The sequence below is a fragment of the Kitasatospora sp. NPDC056273 genome (genome assembly GCF_042268845.1).
Taxonomy (GTDB): Bacteria; Actinomycetota; Actinomycetes; order Streptomycetales; family Streptomycetaceae; genus Kitasatospora.
Genome location: NZ_JBHJSJ010000041.1, coordinates 25650 through 43980, shown reverse-complemented (window position 1 = coordinate 43980; position 18331 = coordinate 25650). Strand labels below are relative to the sequence as shown.

General features: G+C 75.5%; 12 protein-coding genes. 11 read left to right on the top strand and 1 reads right to left on the bottom strand.

Annotated elements, in window-relative coordinates; all coding sequences use genetic code 11:
• Positions 1-190: 190 nt before the first annotated feature.
• Both ACFCY1_RS29370 and ACFCY1_RS29365 read left to right on the top strand, forming a co-directional pair.
• Positions 191-535, top strand: coding sequence for a TadE family type IV pilus minor pilin (locus ACFCY1_RS29370; RefSeq protein WP_375876574.1), 345 nt, complete (start codon positions 191-193; stop codon positions 533-535).
• Positions 523-1050 (top strand): Rv3654c family TadE-like protein, encoded by a 528-nt coding sequence (locus ACFCY1_RS29365; protein ID WP_375876573.1) that lies wholly within the window; start codon positions 523-525, stop codon positions 1048-1050. Before ACFCY1_RS29370 ends, ACFCY1_RS29365 begins: the two co-directional genes overlap by 13 nt.
• Here the strand turns inward: ACFCY1_RS29365 and ACFCY1_RS29360 are convergent.
• Positions 1045-3465 (bottom strand): DEAD/DEAH box helicase, encoded by a 2421-nt coding sequence (locus tag ACFCY1_RS29360; protein ID WP_375876571.1) that lies wholly within the window; start codon positions 3463-3465, stop codon positions 1045-1047. The genes ACFCY1_RS29365 and ACFCY1_RS29360 overlap by 6 nt on opposite strands.
• Positions 3466-3686: 221 nt before the next feature.
• Between ACFCY1_RS29360 and bldG the strand changes: the two genes are divergently transcribed.
• The 9 genes from bldG (at position 3687) to ACFCY1_RS29315 (ending at position 18189) form a co-directional block, all read left to right on the top strand.
• Positions 3687-4028, top strand: a complete 342-nt coding sequence (gene bldG / locus ACFCY1_RS29355; protein WP_049659132.1) for an anti-sigma factor antagonist BldG — start codon at positions 3687-3689, stop codon at positions 4026-4028.
• Positions 4029-4188: 160 nt separating this feature from the next.
• The gene (locus tag ACFCY1_RS29350; RefSeq protein WP_049659131.1) at positions 4189-4608 is read left to right on the top strand and encodes an ATP-binding protein; all 420 of its coding nucleotides are present in this window, start codon (positions 4189-4191) and stop codon (positions 4606-4608) included.
• Positions 4609-4994: 386 nt separating this feature from the next.
• On the top strand, positions 4995-5771 hold the full coding sequence (locus tag ACFCY1_RS29345; protein WP_375876570.1) for a hypothetical protein: 777 nt from the start codon (positions 4995-4997) through the stop codon (positions 5769-5771).
• 278 nt (positions 5772-6049) lie between these two features.
• The gene (locus ACFCY1_RS29340; RefSeq protein WP_079271961.1) at positions 6050-7582 is read left to right on the top strand and encodes a methyltransferase; all 1533 of its coding nucleotides are present in this window, start codon (positions 6050-6052) and stop codon (positions 7580-7582) included.
• Between the two features lie 244 nt (positions 7583-7826).
• The gene (locus ACFCY1_RS29335; protein WP_117488501.1) at positions 7827-8285 is read left to right on the top strand and encodes a DUF3592 domain-containing protein; all 459 of its coding nucleotides are present in this window, start codon (positions 7827-7829) and stop codon (positions 8283-8285) included.
• 389 nt (positions 8286-8674) lie between these two features.
• The gene (gene topA, locus ACFCY1_RS29330) at positions 8675-11557 is read left to right on the top strand and encodes a type I DNA topoisomerase (RefSeq protein WP_375876569.1); all 2883 of its coding nucleotides are present in this window, start codon (positions 8675-8677) and stop codon (positions 11555-11557) included.
• A 157-nt stretch (positions 11558-11714) separates the two neighbouring features.
• A complete protein-coding gene (gene tmk, locus ACFCY1_RS29325; protein WP_375876568.1) occupies positions 11715-15224 on the top strand; it encodes a dTMP kinase in 3510 nt (1169 codons plus the stop codon).
• Positions 15225-15494: 270 nt separating this feature from the next.
• Positions 15495-16706 carry a DNA polymerase III subunit delta' gene (locus ACFCY1_RS29320; protein ID WP_049660729.1) on the top strand — a complete coding sequence of 404 codons (1212 nt, stop codon included), beginning with the start codon at positions 15495-15497 and terminating at the stop codon, positions 16704-16706.
• 235 nt (positions 16707-16941) lie between these two features.
• A complete protein-coding gene (locus ACFCY1_RS29315; RefSeq protein ID WP_375876567.1) occupies positions 16942-18189 on the top strand; it encodes a hypothetical protein in 1248 nt (415 codons plus the stop codon).
• Positions 18190-18331: the final 142 nt, after the last annotated feature.

Sequence of the window (18331 nt, the reverse complement as noted above, 5' to 3'; positions counted from 1 at the left end):
CGGTCGTCGGCGGCCCCCGGCCGGGCGGTCGGGAGGAGGTTCCATCCCCGCCTCGCGAGGCACGCGCCCCGGCATCGCCCCGCCCGTGCTCCGGGCGGGCGGCGGGGGCCTGAGAACGGACCCGGACCGGGCGTGGTCGCTGCGCCCGCGGCAACGCGGCGACGCGGGCTTCGTGACGGCGGAGACGGCGGTGGCACTGCCGGCGCTCCTCCTGCTCGCGGCGATGCTGATCTGGGGTGTGCTCGCGGCGGCCGCGCAGATCCGCTGTGTGGACGCCGCCCGGGTCGGCGCCAGGGCGGCCGCTCGCGGGGAGGCGGACGCCGCCGGGCTCGCCCGCGCGGCGGCCCCGCCGGGCGCACAGGTCCGGGTCGCCCTGGCGGCCGACACGGTCCGGGTCGAGGTGGAGGCGCCGTGCGCGGGGCCGGGCAGGCTCGGCGGGCTGCTCGCTGTCCGGCTCACTGCGGCGGCCGTGGCGGCGCGGGAGGACGTCCTGGTGGCGGGCGCGGAGGCAGGTGGTGGCCCGTGGCCGTCCTGACCGGGCTGCGGGAAGCGGCGGAGCGGCTGGCACGCGCCCGTGCGGCCCGAGCGGTCGCGGTGGGCGGCCGGGGGCCGGACGCCGGCTCGGCGACGGTCTGGCTGCTCGCCCTGGCGATGCTGGGCACGGCGGTGTTCGCCGGGACGATCGCGGTCGGCTCGGTGGTGGCCGCTCGGCACCGGGCCGAGTCGGCGGCCGACCTCGCGGCCCTCGCCGCGGCGGACCGACTGCTGCTGGACCGGGACGGCGGCTGCGCCCGGGCCGCCGGGATCGCCGCCGTCCAGGGCGCCGGGCTGGTGTCCTGTGCGGTCGACCGGTCGGCGGACGCCGTGGAGGTGGTGGCCGAGGTGGAGGTCCGCGGGCTCCCGGCCCGACTGCCGGTCGGCCCGGCGCGGGCGAGGGCTCGGGCCGGGCCGGTACGGGCCCCGGTCACCGGCCCCGAGGACGCGCCGGAGGGCGGGCCGGGCGAGGCTCCGGGCGGAGTCCCCAGCGCGGCTGCGGGGGCGGCCTCATGAACCGGCCGGTGCGCCACCGTCCGGTCCCGGGACCGCTTCCGGTCCGTCCGGTGTCTCCGGCCCGCCCGCCCCCGGCCCGTCGTCCGGTGCCTCCGTGGCTTCGGGTGCCCCGGCCAGCAGGACGTCCAGGAGCCGGACGGCGGCGGCCTTGTCCAGCGGGTCGTTCCCGTTGCCGCACTTGGGCGACTGGACGCAGGACGGGCAGCCGCGCTCGCACTCGCAGGAGGCGATCGCCGTCCGGGTGGCCGTCAGCCACTGGACCGCCCGCTGGAAGCCGCGTTCGGCGAAGCCGGCCCCACCGGGGTGGCCGTCGTAGACGAACACGGTCGGCAGGCCGGTGTCCGGGTGCAGCGGGACGGAGACGCCGCCGATGTCCCACCGGTCGCAGGTGGCGAACAGCGGCAGCAGCCCGATCGAGGCGTGCTCGGCGGCGTGGGCGGCGCCGGGCAGCTGGTCGGGCGGGATGTCCGCGTCGAGGAGCTGGTCCTCGGTGACGGTCCACCAGACCGCCCGGGTGCGCAGTGTGCGGGGCGGCAGGTCGAGCTTGGTCTCACCCATGATCTCCCCGGTGGAGATCCGCTTGCGGAGGTAGCCGACCACCTGGTTGACCACCTCCACCGAGCCGAAGCTGAGCCGGCCCTCGCCCCAGTCCACGGTGGTGTCGGTGTCGAGGACGGAGATGGAGGTGATGTCGCGGGCGGCCGTGGTGTAGGGCGGGTCGGCCGGTTCGACCAGGGCGACGGAGTTCTCCAGGTCGAACTCCCGGACCAGGTAGGTGCGGCCCTGGTGCAGGTGGACGGCGCCGGTGTGGACGGTGGTGTGCGCGGCCGCGGCGTCCACCGTGCCGAGCAGCCGGCCGGTGTCGGCCTCGACGATCTGCACTGGGTTGCCGCCGCTGCCGCGCAGGTCCACGGCGTCGGCCGCGCGCTCGCGACGGGTCCAGTACCAGGAGCCGTCGCTGCGCCGGCGCAGCAGGCCGCGCCGCTCCAGGACCGGCAGCAGTGGTGCGGTGGACGGCCCGAACAGCTCCAGGTCGGCGTCGGTGAGCGGGAGTTCGGCGGCTGCCGCGCACAGGTGCGGGGCGAGCACGTGCGGGTTGTCGGGGTCGAGCACGGTGGCCTCGACGGGGGCCGCGAACAGCGCCTCCGGGTGGTGCACCAGGTAGGTGTCCAGCGGGTCGTCCCGGGCGATCAGGACGGCCAGCGCGCCCTGGGCCTCCCGCCCCGCGCGGCCCGCCTGCTGCCAGAGCGAGGCCCGGGTGCCGGGGTAGCCGGCCATCAGGACGGCGTCGAGGCCGGAGATGTCGACGCCGAGTTCGAGAGCGGAGGTGGAGGCGAGGCCGAGCAGTCGGCCGGAGTGCAAGTCGCGTTCCAAGGCCCGGCGTTCGTCGGCGAGGTAACCGCCGCGGTAGGCGGCCACCCGTCCGGCGAGCGGGCGGCCGAGCTGGTCCTGGGCCTGGAGCGCGACGAGCTCGGCGGCGCGCCGGGAGCGCACGAAGACGACGGTGCGGGTCTCCCGTTCGACCAGCTCGGTCAGCAGGTGGGCGGCCTCGGCGGTCGCGGTGCGGCGCACGGGCGCGCCGTGCTCGCCGACGTTCTCGGTCAGCGGCGGCTCCCAGAGGCCGAAGACCATCGGCCCGCGCGGCGAGGCGTCCTCGGTGACGGCCACGGCGGGCAGGCCGGTCAGCCGCCGGGCGGTCGCGGCCGGGTCGGCGGTGGTGGCGGAGGCCAGCAGGAAGGCGGGTGACGAACCGTAACGGGCGCAGATGCGGCGCAGTCGCCGCAGCACCTGGGCGACGTGCGAGCCGAACACGCCCCGGTAGCTGTGGCACTCGTCCACGACCACGTAGCGCAGCGCCTTGAGGAAGGAGGACCAGCGGGCATGGCCGGGCAGGATGCCGCGGTGCAGCATGTCCGGGTTGGTGAGCACGTAGGAGGCGTACTGGCGGACCCACTCGCGCTCCTCGGGCGGGGTGTCGCCGTCGTAGAGGGCGGCGCGCACCCTCGGCGGGGCGAGTTCGGCGGCCCGGCGCCGCTGGTCGGCGGCGAGCGCCTTGGTCGGGGCCAGGTAGAGCGCGGTGGCGCCGCGGCCGTTGCGGGCCTCGGTGCCGTCCAGCAGGTCGCTGAGCACCGGGGCCAGGTAGCCCAGCGACTTGCCCGAGGCGGTGCCTGTGGCGATCACCACAGTCTGGCCGCTTTTGGCCAGATTCATCGCTTCTGCCTGGTGCGCCCACGGCTGTTCGACCCCGACGGCACGAGCCGCGGCCACGACCTCCGGACGGATCGAGTCCGGCCATGGTGAATAACGCGCAGGTCGGGCGGGAAGGTGCTCCGTATGGGTGAGTCGGTCGGACCGCCCCCGGCCGGCGGCCAGGGTCGTGAGCAGTGCCTCGGGCGGGCTGTGTCGGGGCGGCATGAGGACCCAGTGTGTCACCGGCGTGACGGAGAATCGTCGTAAGCCATCGTGCGGGCATGGTCGCAGGTGGTTGAATGTGGCCGTGACGGCCGTATGGCCGTGGGTCGCAGCGCCGAGGCTTGCCACGCGTGGCTGGGCGCGCCCGGGCTCGCGACCATGCGGTGGCGGCCGTCCGGCCGAGGATCGCACATGACGTAGCAAGGCAAGGTGCTGGAGGTTCCGTGGACCTGTCCCTGTCGACCCGTTCAGTCGGCGATCGTACGGTCGTCGAGGTTGGCGGCGAGATCGATGTGTACACCGCCCCGAAGCTGCGGGAGCAGCTGGTCGAGCTCGTCAACGACGGCAAGTACCACCTCGTCGTCGACATGGAAGGCGTTGACTTCCTCGACTCGACCGGCCTCGGTGTGCTGGTGGGCGGTCTGAAGCGAGTGCGTGCCCACGAGGGCTCGCTGCGCCTCGTCTGCAACCAGGAGCGCATCCTGAAGATCTTCCGCATCACCGGCCTGACCAAGGTCTTCCCGATCCACACCTCGGTGGACGACGCGGTCAACGCGACCGACTGACGCGGCCGGGCCGGCCCGTGCGGCCGGCCCCGCTCGTTCTTCGCGTCCGGGTGCCCGGGTCCGTGTGGCCCGGTGCGTCCCCCGGGCGCCCCTGGGCCGGTTCCGCCGGCCCGCAGGGGCCGGGTCTCCGGCCCCGGTCGGAGCACCCCGAGGGGGAGAGATGGCAACCGTCGAACTTCGATTCAGCGCGCTTCCCGAGCACGTGCGGACGGCCAGGCTGGTCGCCGCGGCCGTCGCCAGACGGGCCGGGGTCGACGAGTCGGTGCTCGACGAGGTACGGCTCGCGGTCGGCGAGGCGTGCTCCCGCGCGGTCGGACTGCACCAGCGCGGCGGCATCGGCGGCGCGGTCCGGGTCGCGCTGACCGATCAGGAGAAGCGTTTCCTCATCGAGGTCGAGGACGAGGCCGGCCCCGCCGCCGTCCCGGCCTCCGGCGACGCCGAGGGCGGCGAGCCGGACGAGGACACCCTGGGCCTCGCCGTGATCACCGGCCTGGTCGAGGACTTGGAGGTCACCAACGGCGCGGCCGGTGGCCTGATCCGGATGAGCTGGCCGGTTTCGGTCGCCTCCATCGCGGTCTGAGGCGCTGCCTCGACGTCTTCTCGCGTCCCCGCCGCCTCGCGGGCGCTTCCTCGCGCCCGAGAGCGGCCGGGGTCCTGTTCCCGGGCATGCGGTGACACACCGCTGATCCCGGCGGTTCGCCGCGTCGCGGACGAGGACGTCCACGCGGATCCGCGCCGTGCGGCCGCCCTGGCCGCTCGCGCAGACCACCCCACCGCCGAAGCACCCCACCGCCGAAACGCCAGGGCCGGGACGAGTGCGAGCGGGCCTGACCCGGGCCGGGGCGTCGAGAGGGCGGCCCCTGGAGGGCGGGGGAGCCGGGAATCGGGGGACGGACGAATCGGGGGACGGACATCGGCCGTGTAGGTTCGACGACCGATGACGACCGAACCGAAAGGCTTCTCCCGGTGAACAAGCGACTGCTGGCCGTACCCGCCCTCGGCGTGCTGCTCGCGTTCGGCGCCGTCGGCTGCGGCGGCGACGACAACAACAGCAAGCAGCTGGAGTCCTGGGCGTCGAACGTCTGCGGCGCTGCCAAGGACCCGATCGCCCAGGCGCAGACTGCGCTGGCCGACACCGGACAGGTGAAGACCGGCGAGGCCCCGACCGACCTCCAGAAGCGGCTCTCCACGGACATCGGGCGGCTGGCCAAGACCAACCAGGACATAGCCGCCGCCATCGACGCGGCCGGGGCGCCCAAGGTGCAGGACGGCGCGGCCCTCCAGAAGGACACCGTCGAGGAGCTGAAGAAGGCGGCCGACGGGTACGTGGAGGTCCAGAAGAAGGTGGACGCGCTGCCCAACAACGACCAGGCCAAGTTCGCCGACGGGCTGCGCAGCGTGGCCGACCAGGTGCAGCAGCTGGCCTCGCTCTCCACCCAGGCGCAGAGCAAGCTCCAGCGTGGTGAGCTCGGCGCGGCGATGGCCAAGCAGGAGGGCTGCAAGCCGTCCCCGACCACCGCCCCTAGCGGCGGCGCCACCGGCGGTGCGGGGGCCGGCGCGAGCGGCACCCCGGCCCCGGGCGGCACGACCCCGGCGCCGGGCGCCACCGACACCCCGAGCGCCCCGGCCACCACCCCGGCGCCCGGCGCGACCGACGGCACGAGCCCGGCCGCGGCCGGTGCGACCACCGCTCCGGCCGCCCCGCCCACCACCCCGGCGAACCCGGCCTCCAGCGCGAGCTGAGCCCGGGCGGACCAGACGGTCCGACGCGCCCGTCCCCGGTACCGGGGACGGGCCCGGTGACGGGGACGGTGAGCCGCCGCCACCGGAGTCGCCGTCCCGCGAGTCGCCGTCCCGTGATCCGGCGCCCCTGCCACAGGCCCGCCGCTGAACGACTCGGTGCCCCCGGCAGGGCGGCGCGTGGTGGCTTCCAGGGGGCGCGCGGGGTGGTGCGGGCTTCCGTCCGCCGGCCGCGGGGCGCAGCGGCGGCCACGGGGTGGGTGGCGGGGGACAATGGAGGGGTGATCAGTAGCCCCGTTCTCGACCCGACCCGCCTCGCCAAGTTCCGCGAGGCGCTGCTCGCCGCCTCGTTCACCGCCGACGGCTGCCTGGACCTGCTCGGGCCCACCGGCTATTCGGCGTTGGCCCGCAGCGAGGCGGTCCCGGCGCTGCGGGCGACCCGCGGTGGCAGCCCGCTGGAGACGCTGGTGCGGCTGTTCCTGCTGCAGCAGCCGGTCCCGTACCGGGCGGCCGCCGCCGCGCTGCCGGTGGAGGACTGCCTGGCGGACGGCTGGCTGCGCCCCGACGGCGATCTGGTGCGCGCCACCGTCGACGTCCGGCCGTACGCCAACGAGGTGGCCGGGATGCCCAGTTCGGACGCCTGGGTGGTCTCCGACCTGGGCTGCGCGGTGGGCGGTGCGGGCGGCATCGGCTCCGGTGAGACCGCGCACGGGGTGGCCCGCAAGGACCTGGTGCTGGGCGTCGGAGGCGCCTCCACCACGCTGGCCAACATCACCGTGCGCCGCCCCGTCCGGGCCGCGCTGGACCTCGGTTCGGGCTCCGGCGTGCAGGCGCTGCACGCGGCCCGGCACGCCGGGACCGTGACCGCCACCGACCTCAACCCGCGCGCGCTGCGCTTCACCGAGCTGACCCTGGCGCTGTCCGGTTTCGACAGCACCGAGGTGTCCGCCGGAAGCCTCTTCGAGCCGGTCGGGGAGCGGAAGTTCGACCTGATCGTCTCCAACCCGCCGTTCGTGATCTCGCCGGGCGGCCGGTTCACCTACCGCGACGGCGGCATGGCCGGCGACGACCTGTGCCGCGGCCTGGTCCGCTCGGCCGCCGACCACCTGGAGCCCGGCGGCTACTGCCAGCTGCTCGCCAACTGGCAGCACGTCAAGGGCGAGGACTGGCACGAGCGGCTGGCGGGCTGGGTCGCGGGCACCGGGCTGGACGCCTGGGTCGTCCAGCGCGAGGTCCAGGACGTGGCCCAGTACGCCGAGTTGTGGCTGCGCGACGGCGGCGACCACCGCGGCCCCGGCGGCGACTACCAGGCCCGGTACGGCGAGTGGCTGGACGCCTTCGAGGCGGGCCGGGTCGAGGGCATCGGCATGGGCTGGATCACCCTGCGGGCGAGCGGCGCCGAGCGTCCGACCGTCCGGGTGGAGGAGTGGCCGCACCCGGTGGAGCAGCCGCTCGGCCCGCACATCGAGGCCTGGTTCGACCGGCAGGACTTCCTCCGCTCGCACGACGACGCGGGCCTGCTCGCGGCCCGTTACGTGCTGGCCGACGAGGTGGTCCAGGAGCAGGTCGGCGCGCCCGGTGCGGAGGACCCGGAGCATGTGATCCTGCGTCACAACCGCGGCATGCGGCGGGCCACCAAGGTGGACACCGTGGGCGCCGGCTTCGTCGGGGTCTGCGATGGGACGCTGTCGGCGGGCGAGATCGTGGACGCCATCGCGCGGCTGCTCGGCGAGGACCGGGTGGTCCTGCGGGACCGGGTGCCGGAGTCGCTGCGCCTGCTGACCGAGCAGGGGTTCATCGACCCGGTCCGCTGAGACCTGGTCCGCTGAGACCCGGTCCGCTGAGACCGGAGCCGCCGAGGCCCGCCCCGCCCGGGCCCGCCCCGCCGGGACCGGAGCCGCTGATCGCGGCGGGACCGGTTCCGCCGCGACGCGGCCGGTTCACCGGTCCGTACCCCCTGGTTCGTCCGACCGCCGCCGGGCGGCTGTCTCCCGTTGGTCCTCCGCTGTGAAGCTCTGTCCACAGGCTGTGGACAGAGCTGGGGAGCCGGGGGCCAGAGTGGACACGACGACGGCGATGGTGGGCGGGTCGGTGCTCGCCCTCTTCGGTGGCGTGCTGCTGCTCTGGTGCGCCGCCGAAGTGGGCCTGCGCCTGCGGGTGCGCCGCCGGGGGGCGTCGGCGGTGGCGACCGTGGTGGCCGAGGACGACGTGCACGGCCAGCTGGACAGCGCGCCGCTGCTGTCCTTCTCGGTGCCGCCCTCGGTGGGCGGCTCCGGCGCGTGCGGGATCGCGGGGCTCGTGATCGCCCGCCCGCGCGGGCACACCCCGCTGCGCCGTCCGGACCGTTTCGCGCCAGGTGCCTCGGTGCGGATCTGTTACGACCCGCGGCGCCCGAGCCGGGTGGTGCTGGCGCCCGGGGAGGTCGGCCGGGCGGCCGTCGTCGACCTGCTGTGGAGCGTCCTGGGCGTGGGGTGCCTGGCGGCGGGCGCCGGGCTCCTGGTCGCGGTCGGCGGCTGAGCCCCGCACTCCGCGAGGGATCCGGGAGGGGCCGGCAGCAGATCCGGGGGCGGGCGCCCAGGGCGGATTCACGCCATCCCGCGCCGACCTGTCGATTTTCCGTTGACAGATCTTGAAATCCGTCATTCCATCCTCCGGAACCTGCCGAAGGCCCCCCTCCACGGGGCGCGAACCTCCGTCATCGGGTTACCGTTCGAGTGGCGTCGGTGAGGCCGGCAAGTGAAAAAGCGGGATCCGTCCGTTTGACAAGGGTGGCCGGGGTACGGTCACACTCCGCTGGTGGGGGTGTCGTGCCGCGGCAGCCCCGGGACGGTGGAGGGGTCGGGCGGAGCGCAGCCCGTGCGGCCGGCGCCGACCAGCCACATAAGGACCGGGAGAGAAGAGCGAAGGTGTCCCCGAGCAGCGAGACCGCGCACGGACAGCGACTCGTCATTGTCGAGTCGCCGGCCAAGGCGAAGACGATCAAGGGCTACCTTGGCCCCGGCTACATCGTCGAGGCGAGCGTCGGGCACATCCGCGACCTCCCCAGCACCGCGGCCGAGGTGCCGGACAAGTACACCGGCGAGGTGCGCCGCCTCGGGGTGGACGTCGATCACGACTTCGCGCCCATCTACGTGGTCAACGCGGACAAGAAGTCCCAGGTCAGCAAGTTGAAGTCGCTGCTCGCGGAGTCCGACGAGCTCTTCCTCGCCACCGATGAGGACCGCGAGGGCGAGGCCATCGCGTGGCACCTCCAGCAGGTGCTCAAGCCCAAGGTGCCGGTGCACCGCATGGTGTTCCACGAGATCACCAAGTCGGCGATCCAAGAGGCCGTGGCCAATCCGCGCGAGCTCAACCAGCGCCTGGTCGACGCCCAGGAGACCCGCCGCATCCTCGACCGCCTGTACGGCTTCGAGGTCTCGCCGGTGCTGTGGAAGAAGGTCATGCCGAAGCTGTCGGCGGGCCGCGTGCAGTCCGTCGCGACCCGCCTGGTGGTCGAGCGCGAGCGCGAGCGGATGGCCTTCCGCACCGCCTCGTACTGGGACCTGGTCGGCACCTTCGGCACCGGCCGCACCCCGGCCGACGCCGCCAACCCGGAGACCTTCGGCGCCCGGCTGGCCGCCGTCGACGGCAAGCGGATCGCCAGCGGCCGCGACTTCGGCCAGGACGGCCGGCTGAAGGCCGCCAGCGCGAACACCCTGCACCTGGACGAGCAGGCGGTCCGTCAGCTGGCCGCCGCCCTGGAGCAGACGGCGTTCGCCGTCCGCAGCGTCGAGTCCAAGCCCTACCGCCGCTCGCCGTACGCGCCGTTCCGCACCACCACGCTCCAGCAGGAGGCCAGCCGCAAGCTGGGCTTCGGCGCCAAGCGGACCATGCAGGTGGCCCAGAAGCTGTACGAGAACGGCTTCATCACCTATATGCGTACCGACTCCACCACGCTGTCGGACACCGCGGTCTCGGCCGCCCGGGCCCAGGTCACCCAGCTGTACGGGGCCGACTACCTGCCGGACGCGCCGCGCACCTACGCCAGCAAGGTCAAGAACGCGCAGGAGGCGCACGAGGCCGTCCGCCCGTCCGGCGACCGCTTCCGCACCCCCGCCGAGACCGGTCTGACCGGTGACGACTTCAGGCTCTACGAGCTGATCTGGATGCGCACCGTCGCCTCCCAGATGAAGGACGCGGTCGGCCAGTCCGTCACCGTCCGGGTCGGCGGCACCTCCGCCGACGGCCGGGACGTCGAGTTCTCCGCCTCCGGCAAGATCATCACCTTCCACGGCTTCCTCAAGGCCTACGTCGAGGGCGCCGACGACCCGAACGCCGAGCTCGACGACCGCGAGCGCCGGCTGCCGCAGGTCACCCAGGGCGACCCGCTGGCCGCCGACCGGATCACCCCGGAGGGCCACGCCACCAAGCCGCCGGCCCGCTACACCGAGGCCTCGCTGGTCAAGGAGCTGGAGGACCGGGAGATCGGCCGCCCCTCCACCTACGCGTCGATCATCGACACAATCATCCAGCGCCGCTACGTCTTCAAGAAGGGGACGGCGCTCGTCCCGTCGTTCCTCTCCTTCGCCGTGGTCAACCTGCTGGAGAAGCACTTCGGCCGGCTGGTCGACTACGACTTCACCGCCAAGATGGAGGACGACCTCGACCGGATCGCCGCCGGTGAGGCGAAGTCCGTGCCGTGGCTGAAGCGCTTCTACTTCGGCGAGGGCGAGGGCAGCGCCGCGGGCGGCGCCGCCGAGGCCGGCAACGGCGACGGCGACCACCTGGGCGGCCTGAAGGAACTGGTCACCGACCTCGGCGCGATCGACGCCCGGGAGATCAGCTCGTTCCGGGTCAGCGACGACATCACCCTGCGGGTCGGCCGCTACGGCCCGTACGTCGAGCGCGCCTCGACGGTCGAGGGCGAGCCCGGCCAGCGTGCCGACATCCCGGACGAGCTGCCGCCGGACGAGCTCACCGTCGAGCTGGCCGAGGAGCTGCTGGCCAAGCCCAGCGGCGACTTCGAGCTCGGCGCGGACCCGGTCAGCGGCAACATGCTGGTCGCCAAGGACGGCCGCTACGGCCCGTACGTGACCGAGATCCTGCCCGAGGGCACGCCGAAGACCGGCAAGAACGCGGTCAAGCCGCGCACCGCCTCGCTGTTCAAGACGATGTCGCTGGACACCGTCACGCTGGAGGACGCGCTGCGGCTGCTCTCGCTGCCGCGGGTGGTCGGCACCGACGCCGAGGGCGCGGAGATCACCGCGCAGAACGGCCGCTACGGCCCGTACCTCAAGCGCGGCACCGACTCCCGCTCGCTCACCGACGAGGACCAGCTCTTCACGATCACCCTCGACGAGGCGCTGGCGATCTACGCCCAGCCCAAGCAGCGCGGCCGGGCCGCCGCCGCCCCGCCGCTCAAGGAGCTGGGCAACGACCCGGTCAGCGAGCGCCCGGTGGTGGTCAAGGACGGCCGCTTCGGCCCGTACGTGACCGACGGCGAGACCAACGCCACGCTCCGCAAGGACGACGAGGTCGAGACCATCACGCCGGAGCGCGGGTACGAGCTGCTCGCCGAGAAGCGGGCGCGCGGACCGGTGAAGAAGGCGGCGAAGAAGGCCCCGGCGAAGAAGGCCGCGGCCAAGAAGACGACCACCGCCAAGACCGCGGCGACCAAGACCGCCGCGAAGAAGACCGCGGCGAAGAAGACCACCACCACCAAGACGGCGGCGGCGAAGAAGACGGCGGCCAAGAAGACCACCGCGAGCAAGACGGCGGCCGGCCAGGCCACCGCCACCGACGAGGGCTGATCCCAGGTCACGGCAGCCGGGCCCGTGCCCCCGATCCCGGGGGTGCGGGCCCGAGGTCCGTCGGGTCCGTGCGGGCTACGTCACAACCCGGTGATGAGCGCGATCCGGAAGCCCGTTCGCAGCGTTCCGGCCAGGCCCCGCCCGCTACGCTGACCGTATGACGAGCGAGGAGCAGCCCACCCCCAGCGCCGTCCCGGCCGCCAGAGCCCGGGCGTTCGACCTGCCCGAGGTCGCGCCCGCCGGGAGCCCGGCGGACCGGGCCAGGGCCCTGCTGCGGACACGCGCCTACCGGCGCCTGTGGACCACCCAGCTGATCGGCGGCACCGCCGACCGGCTCGGTCTGCTGGTGCTGCTCGCGCTCACCGTGATCGCCGCCGCCCAGGGCGGACAGTTCGGCAGCCTGCCGCGCAGCCTCGCCTTCGCCCTCGCCACGGTCCTCGCCGTCCGGGTGCTGGCCACCGGGCTGGTCGGCGTCGCGCTGCTCGGCCCGGTGCACCGGCTGGTCACCGGTCGGCTGGACCGGCGCTGGACGCTGTTCGGCGCCGACGTGCTGCGCGCCCTGCTGATCGGCCTCGCGCCCTGGTGGAGCGTCTGGCTGGGCTCCGCCGCCAAGCCCTCCGGGGCCGCCGTCTACGTCCTGCTCGCCACCGTGTTCGTGACCGGTGCCGCCGAGCGGGTCTGGGGGATCGCCAAGTCCGCCGCCGTCCCGGGCCTGCTGCCGCCGGCCAACCCGCACCTGCCGGCCGCCGAGCAGCGCCCGGCCGCGGCCAACCTGGACAGCGTCCGGAGCATCGACCGCTTCACCGGCTGGGTGACCGTGCCGCTCGGCGCCGTCGGCCTGGTCGCCTTCACCCTGCTCAACAACATCGGCGCGGCCGTCGGCTCCGACTGGCTCCGCGCCCACCAGCTCACCTTCGCGGCGCTCGGCGCGGCCGGCCTGTTCGCCGCCTCGGCGGTCCGCGGCTACCTCCAGCAGCTGCCCGGCGGCCCGGTGACCGTCGCCCCGGTCTCCCCGTTCCAGGGCCTGCGCGCCCCGACCGACGCGGCCCCCGGCCCCGCGCTCGGCAAGGGCCGCACCGGCAGCGCCCCGTACTTCACCTTCGCCGTCGCGGCCGGCTACGCCTCGATGGCGGGCGTCGCCGCGCTCGCGCTGCTGACCGCCGCCGAGCACCGTGCCGGGCCGATCGGCTACGGCCTGCTGGTGCTCGCCGCCGCCGGGACGCCCGCCCTGGGCACCCGGCTCACCCGGGCCACGCTGCCCTCGCTGTCCCGCCGCCGACTGCTCGCGCTGGCGCTGCTCACCCAGGGCGTCGCGCTGATCCTGGCCGGCCTGGTGCTCGACTTTGTGCTGGTCCTGCTGCTCACGGTGCTGGCCGGCCTGGCCGCCGGGATCGTGGTCTCGGCCGGGCGCACCCTGCTCGCCCAGGAGGTCGAGGAGGCCCGGCTGCCGAAGGTCACCGAGCACCTGTTCGCGGTGCTCCGGGCCGTGGTCGCCGCCGCGCTGGTCGTCGTCCCGCTGATCGCCGCCGCCTACGGGGACGTCGAGTACGGCACCGTCGAGCCCGGCTCCTTCACGTTCATCCACGGCGGCGCGGCCCTGGCCGTCGCCACCTCCGGGCTGCTCACCCTGGTGCTCGCCGCGGTCGTGCTGCTGCGCACCGACGACCGGCGCGGCACCGCGCCGTTCGTCCGGGACCTGGTGGACTCGGTGCGCGGCGCGGGCGGCCCGGTGCCGCACCAGGGTGCGGGCACCGGCTTCTTCATCGCCCTGGAGGGCGGCGACGGCGCGGGCAAGTCCACCCAGGCCCAGGCGCTCGCCGAGTGGATCCGCGGCAAGGGGCACGAGGTTGTGCTCACCCGCGAGCCCGGCGGCAGCCCGGTCGGCCAGCGGCTGCGCGGCCTCGTCCTGGACGTCGGCAACACCGGCCTGTCGCACCGCGCCGAGGCGCTGATCTACGCCGCCGACCGCGCCGAGCACGTCGAGAACGTCATCCGGCCGGCCCTCGCCCGCGGCGCCGTGGTCATCACCGACCGGTACATGGACTCCTCCATCGCCTACCAGGGCGCCGGGCGCGACCTGGCCGCGACCGAGGTCTCCCGGATCTCCCGCTGGGCCACCGGCGGGCTGCTGCCCGACCTGACCGTCGTCCTGGACGTCGACCCGACCAGGGCCCGCGAGCGCTTCACCGAGGCGCTGGACCGGCTGGAGTCCGAGCCCACCGAGTTCCACCAGCGGGTCCGGGCCGGCTTCCTCTCCCTCGCCGCCGCCGACCCGGCGCGCTACCTGGTCGTGGACGGCAGCCAGGCCCCCGACTTCGTCACCACCGCCATCCGGCACCGGCTCGACCGCGAGCTGCCGCTCTCCGAGCAGGAGAAGGCCGCCCGCGCCGAGCAGGAGCGGCTGGCCAAGGAGGAGGCCGAGCGCCGCGCCGCCGAGGAGGCCCGCAAGAAGGCCGAGGAGGAGGCCGCCGAGCGCAAGCGGCAGGAGGTGCTGGCGCAGCTGCGGGCCGAGCAGGCGGAGAAGGAGCGGCTGGCCAAGGAGGAGGCGGAGCGGGCCGCCGCCGAGGCCCGGCGCAAGGCCGAGGAGGAGGCGCGCCGACGGGCCGCGGAGGAGGCCGAGCGCCGCGCCGCGGAGGAGGCCCGGCTGGCCGCGGAGGCCGTCGAGCGCAAGCGGATCGCCGACGAGGCGGCCGCCCAGGCCGAGCTCCAGCGGCAGCGCGAGCTCGCCCGCGAGGAGCAGCGCCGCCGGGCGGAGGAGGCGCTCCAGCGGGCCGAGGAGGCGCGGCTGGCGCAGGCCGCCGCGCTCGCGGCTGCGGCCGCCGCGGCGGAGTCGGCGGAGGGCCGGGCCGAGGGGCGGCCGGGGTCGGGCTCGGGTTCGGGCTCGGGTTCGGCGTCGGGGGAGGCGACCACGGAGCTGCGGGCGGTCCGGGACATTCCGAAGGACGCTCCGCGGGACGCGGCTCAGGCCTCGTCGCAGGTGTCGGCTTCGGCGTCGTCGGCGTCGTCGGCTCAGGCCTCGTCGGGCGGGCTCGGGGACGAGGCGACGCGCGAGCTGTCGCCGCGGGACCGGCAGGCCGCCGTCCGGGCGGCCGAGGCCGCCGAGGCGCGCAAGGCTGCCGAGGCGCGTCGGGCCGCCGGTGCGGTCGACGAGACCACCAGGCTGCCGGTGGTACCGGCCTCGGCGGTGGACGAGACGGCCGTGCTGCCGAAGGTCCCGGCGGAGGCCGACCGGACCGCGGTGCTGCCGCGGATCGAGCCCGGGCGCGTTGAGGGCCGTACGGACGGCCGCGGCGAAGGGCGGGCCGAGGGCCGGGCGGCGCAGGCGCCGAGGCGCGCGGAGCCGGTCGACAGCACCCGTGAGCTGCCGGTGATCGGCGCGGAGCCGGCTTCCGGGCCGCAGTCGCCGTCGCAGCCGGCCGCCGAGCGGCCGCGGCCGGAGTGGGCCGAGGAGACGCCGATGGACGACCTGCCGAGCCTCACCGACACCCTGCTCGGCTCGCACGACGAGTGGGCGCGCTGGGAGCACGGCGGCCCGGGCCAGGGCGGTTCGTACGGCGGCCCGCAGAGCGGCGCCCAGGGCGGTGCGGAGCGGCCCGAGGGCCGTGGGAACGCCCAGGGCGAGGGTGACGGCAAGGGCAAGGGCCGTCGCTGGGGCCGCCGGGGCTGACCGGATACGCGTGCGCGGCGCCGTCGGGGCGGGTCCCCGGCGGCGCCGCCGCGTTCCGTCGGGCGGTCGCCGGTGGGGTCGCGGTCCGTCGGGTGTCGGTTCGGCGGGTATCGGTCCGTCGCCCGCGGGACCGTCCTTCCCGTCCGCCTTCCCGTCCGCCGTGCCCTCCGCCGTCCCCCGGACGGAGCAGTGGGTGTCGGAGCGGAGACGTATGCTCGACGGCGGGGAAGAGGCGCCACCGGCGCTGCCGTACGGAGCTTGGGAGCAGCAGTGGCCGTCTGGGACGACCTGGTGGGCCAGGAGCGGGTGGTCGAGCAGCTGACCGCCGCAGCCCGGGCGGCCGGGGCGACGATCGAGGCTGGTCGCGGGGCCGCCCCGGTCGAGGGCGTGAACGCCTCCCTGATGACGCACGCCTGGCTGTTCACCGGCCCGCCCGGCGCCGGGCAGGTCACCGCCGCGCGCGCCTTCGCCGCCGCCCTCCAGTGCACCAGTCCGGACCTCGCGCTCGGCGGCACGCCCGGCTGCGGGTTCTGCGACGGCTGCCACACCGTGCTGGCCGGCAGCCACGCCGACGTCAAGTACGTCCGGACCGACGGCCTCTCCATCGGCGTCGGCGACATGCGCGACCTGGTCATGCGCGCCTCCAGCTACCCGACCGGCGGCCGCTGGTCGGTGATCCTGGTGGACGCCGCCCACCGCCTCACCGAGGCCGCCGCGAACGCGCTGCTCAAGGGCGTGGAGGAGCCCTCCCCGCGCACCGTCTGGCTGCTCTGCGCCCCCTCCGTCCAGGACGTGCTGCCGACCATCCGTTCGCGCTGCCGCCTGCTGGTGCTGCGCACCCCTGCGGCCGAGGCGGTCGCCGACACCCTGGTCCGCCGCGACGGCGTCGACCCGGAGACGGCCCGGCTCGCCGCGCTCGCCGGTCAGGGCGACATCGAGCGCTCGCGCCGCCTCGCCGTCGACGAGCAGGCCCGGACGCGCCGGACGGAGGTGCTGCGCATCCCGCTGGAGGTCGGCGACATCGGCGGCTGCCTGACCGCCGCCCAGCGCCTGGTCGACACCGCCAAGGCCGATGCCGAGGCGCTCGCCGAGACCCAGGACGCCAAGGAGACCGACGACCTCAAGGCCGCCTACGGCGCCTCCGAGGGCAGCAAGGCACCGCGCGGCATGGCCGGCGCGGTCAAGGAGCTGGAGAAGCGGCAGAAGAGCCGGGCCACCCGCACCCGCCGGGAGACCCTGGGCGTCGCCCTGCTCGACCTGCTCGGCTTCTACCGGGACGTGCTCGCCATCCAGCTCGGCTCCACCGGCGCGCTCGCCAACGAGGACCAGCGGCAGGCGCTGAACCGGGTGGCCCAGGCCGGGCCCGCGGAGGGCACGCTGCGCCGGATCGAGGCGGTGCTGGCCTGCCGCCAGGCGCTGGACCGCAACGTGGACCCGCTGCTCGCGGTCGAGGCGATGACGGTGGCGCTGCGCGCGGGCTGAGGGCCGGGCGGGGCCGTTCTTCCTGGATTGCTCCGGCGGGCGGTACCCGTACGCCTCCCGGGGCGATACGCCGTCCCACCTTCGAGTGAACGAGCGACACTCGCCGGGCACACCGTCGTGTGACGGTCCGCCCGTTGTGCACGCTGGGGGCCGACTGCGCCCGCTGCCGGGGCGGTCGCCTCCCGTACGCGCCGGTTCCGGTTCGGCGCGGCCCCCTCCAGAGGTGGTGCGTCCCGTGGTTCGTTCGCTCCTCGTCATTCCCCTGCTGGCCGCCGCCCTCGGCGGGATCTGGCTGGCCCGGGGTGCCCAACAGCGCTGGCGCGACCTGCGCGCCGCCGAGACCTACGAGCTGGCTGGCGACCGCCTGCCGATGCTGGTGCGGGCGGCCGGGGCGATGGTCTGCGGGGTGTGCGTCACCGCCCTGACGGTGCTCACCACGCTCGGCGCCTTCGGCGGCCTCGGCCGGGACGTCCAGGCGCCGGACCGGGCGGAGCCGGTGGTGGACGCGGGGAGCGCGGGTGCGGGGTCGGGTGCGGGGGCGGGCGGCGGGAGCGGTGCGGGGACGGCGGCCCGGCCGCAGCAGGCGGCGCCGCCGGTGGCCGCCGAGTCGGCCGCTGCTGCCGGTGCCGGTGCCGGTGCCGGCGCCGCCCCGGTCGCCCCTGCCGCCGTCGGAGCGGCCGGAGCTGTCGGAGCCGCCGGACCCGCCGCGGCTCCCGCCGTGGCCAGCCGCTTCGACAGCGTCGGCCACCCCGGCGGCGGCGAGCTGCTCCAGTCCGCCGTGCTCGGCCCCGACGGGCACCCCCGCAACGTCCGGGTCTGGCTCCCGCCGCAGTACGCCAAGGAGCCGAACACCCACTTCCCGGTCGTCGTGATGCACGCGGCCGCGCCCCAGAAGACCGCCGACGCCGAGGTCCCGGACGTCTTCGAGGGCATCGGTTCGGCCCTCCAGACCGGCAGGACCCGCCCGTTCATCCTGGTCGCCCCCGAGGCGCCGAACGGCACCGCGCACCCCTGCGAGCTGGTCGCCGCCGCCCCGGCCGCCGTCGCCGACGACGCGACGCTGCGCGGCACCATCGCGGCCTCCTTCCGCACCCTGCCGCCCGGCCCGGCCTCCTGGGGCGCCTTCGGCGTCGACGGCGGCGCGCCCTGCGCGGCCGCCGCCGGACTGTCCCGGCCCGACCTGTACGGCGCGGCCGCGGCGGTCTCCGGCCGCTACGACGCCATCGCACTCACCCAGACCGGCGCCGAGGCCCCGGCCGGCAGCTCCGCCAAGCTGCTGCTGGCCGCTGCCAAGGCCGACTCCGCCGGGCTGGACGCGGCCCGCAAGCTCCAGTCCGCGCTGAAGGCCGGTCCCGGAGCGGCGGCCAAGGCCGACGTGCGGATCTCGGACAACGTGCAGGACTTCACCCCCGACCGGGAGCGGCTGCGGCTGGTCCGGCAGGCGGCGCAGTTCCTGGCCGAGGCGCTGGCCAAGCCGTCCTGAGTGCCCGTCCGGCGGCGCTACGCTGCCCGGTACCCCGGGGAGGGGTGCCGGGCAGCGGCGTTTCCTCCGGGGTGCTCCACTGGTTGTTCCACCGGTTGTTCCACGGGTTGTTCCACGTGCTGGTCGATTGCGGAGTGGTGGC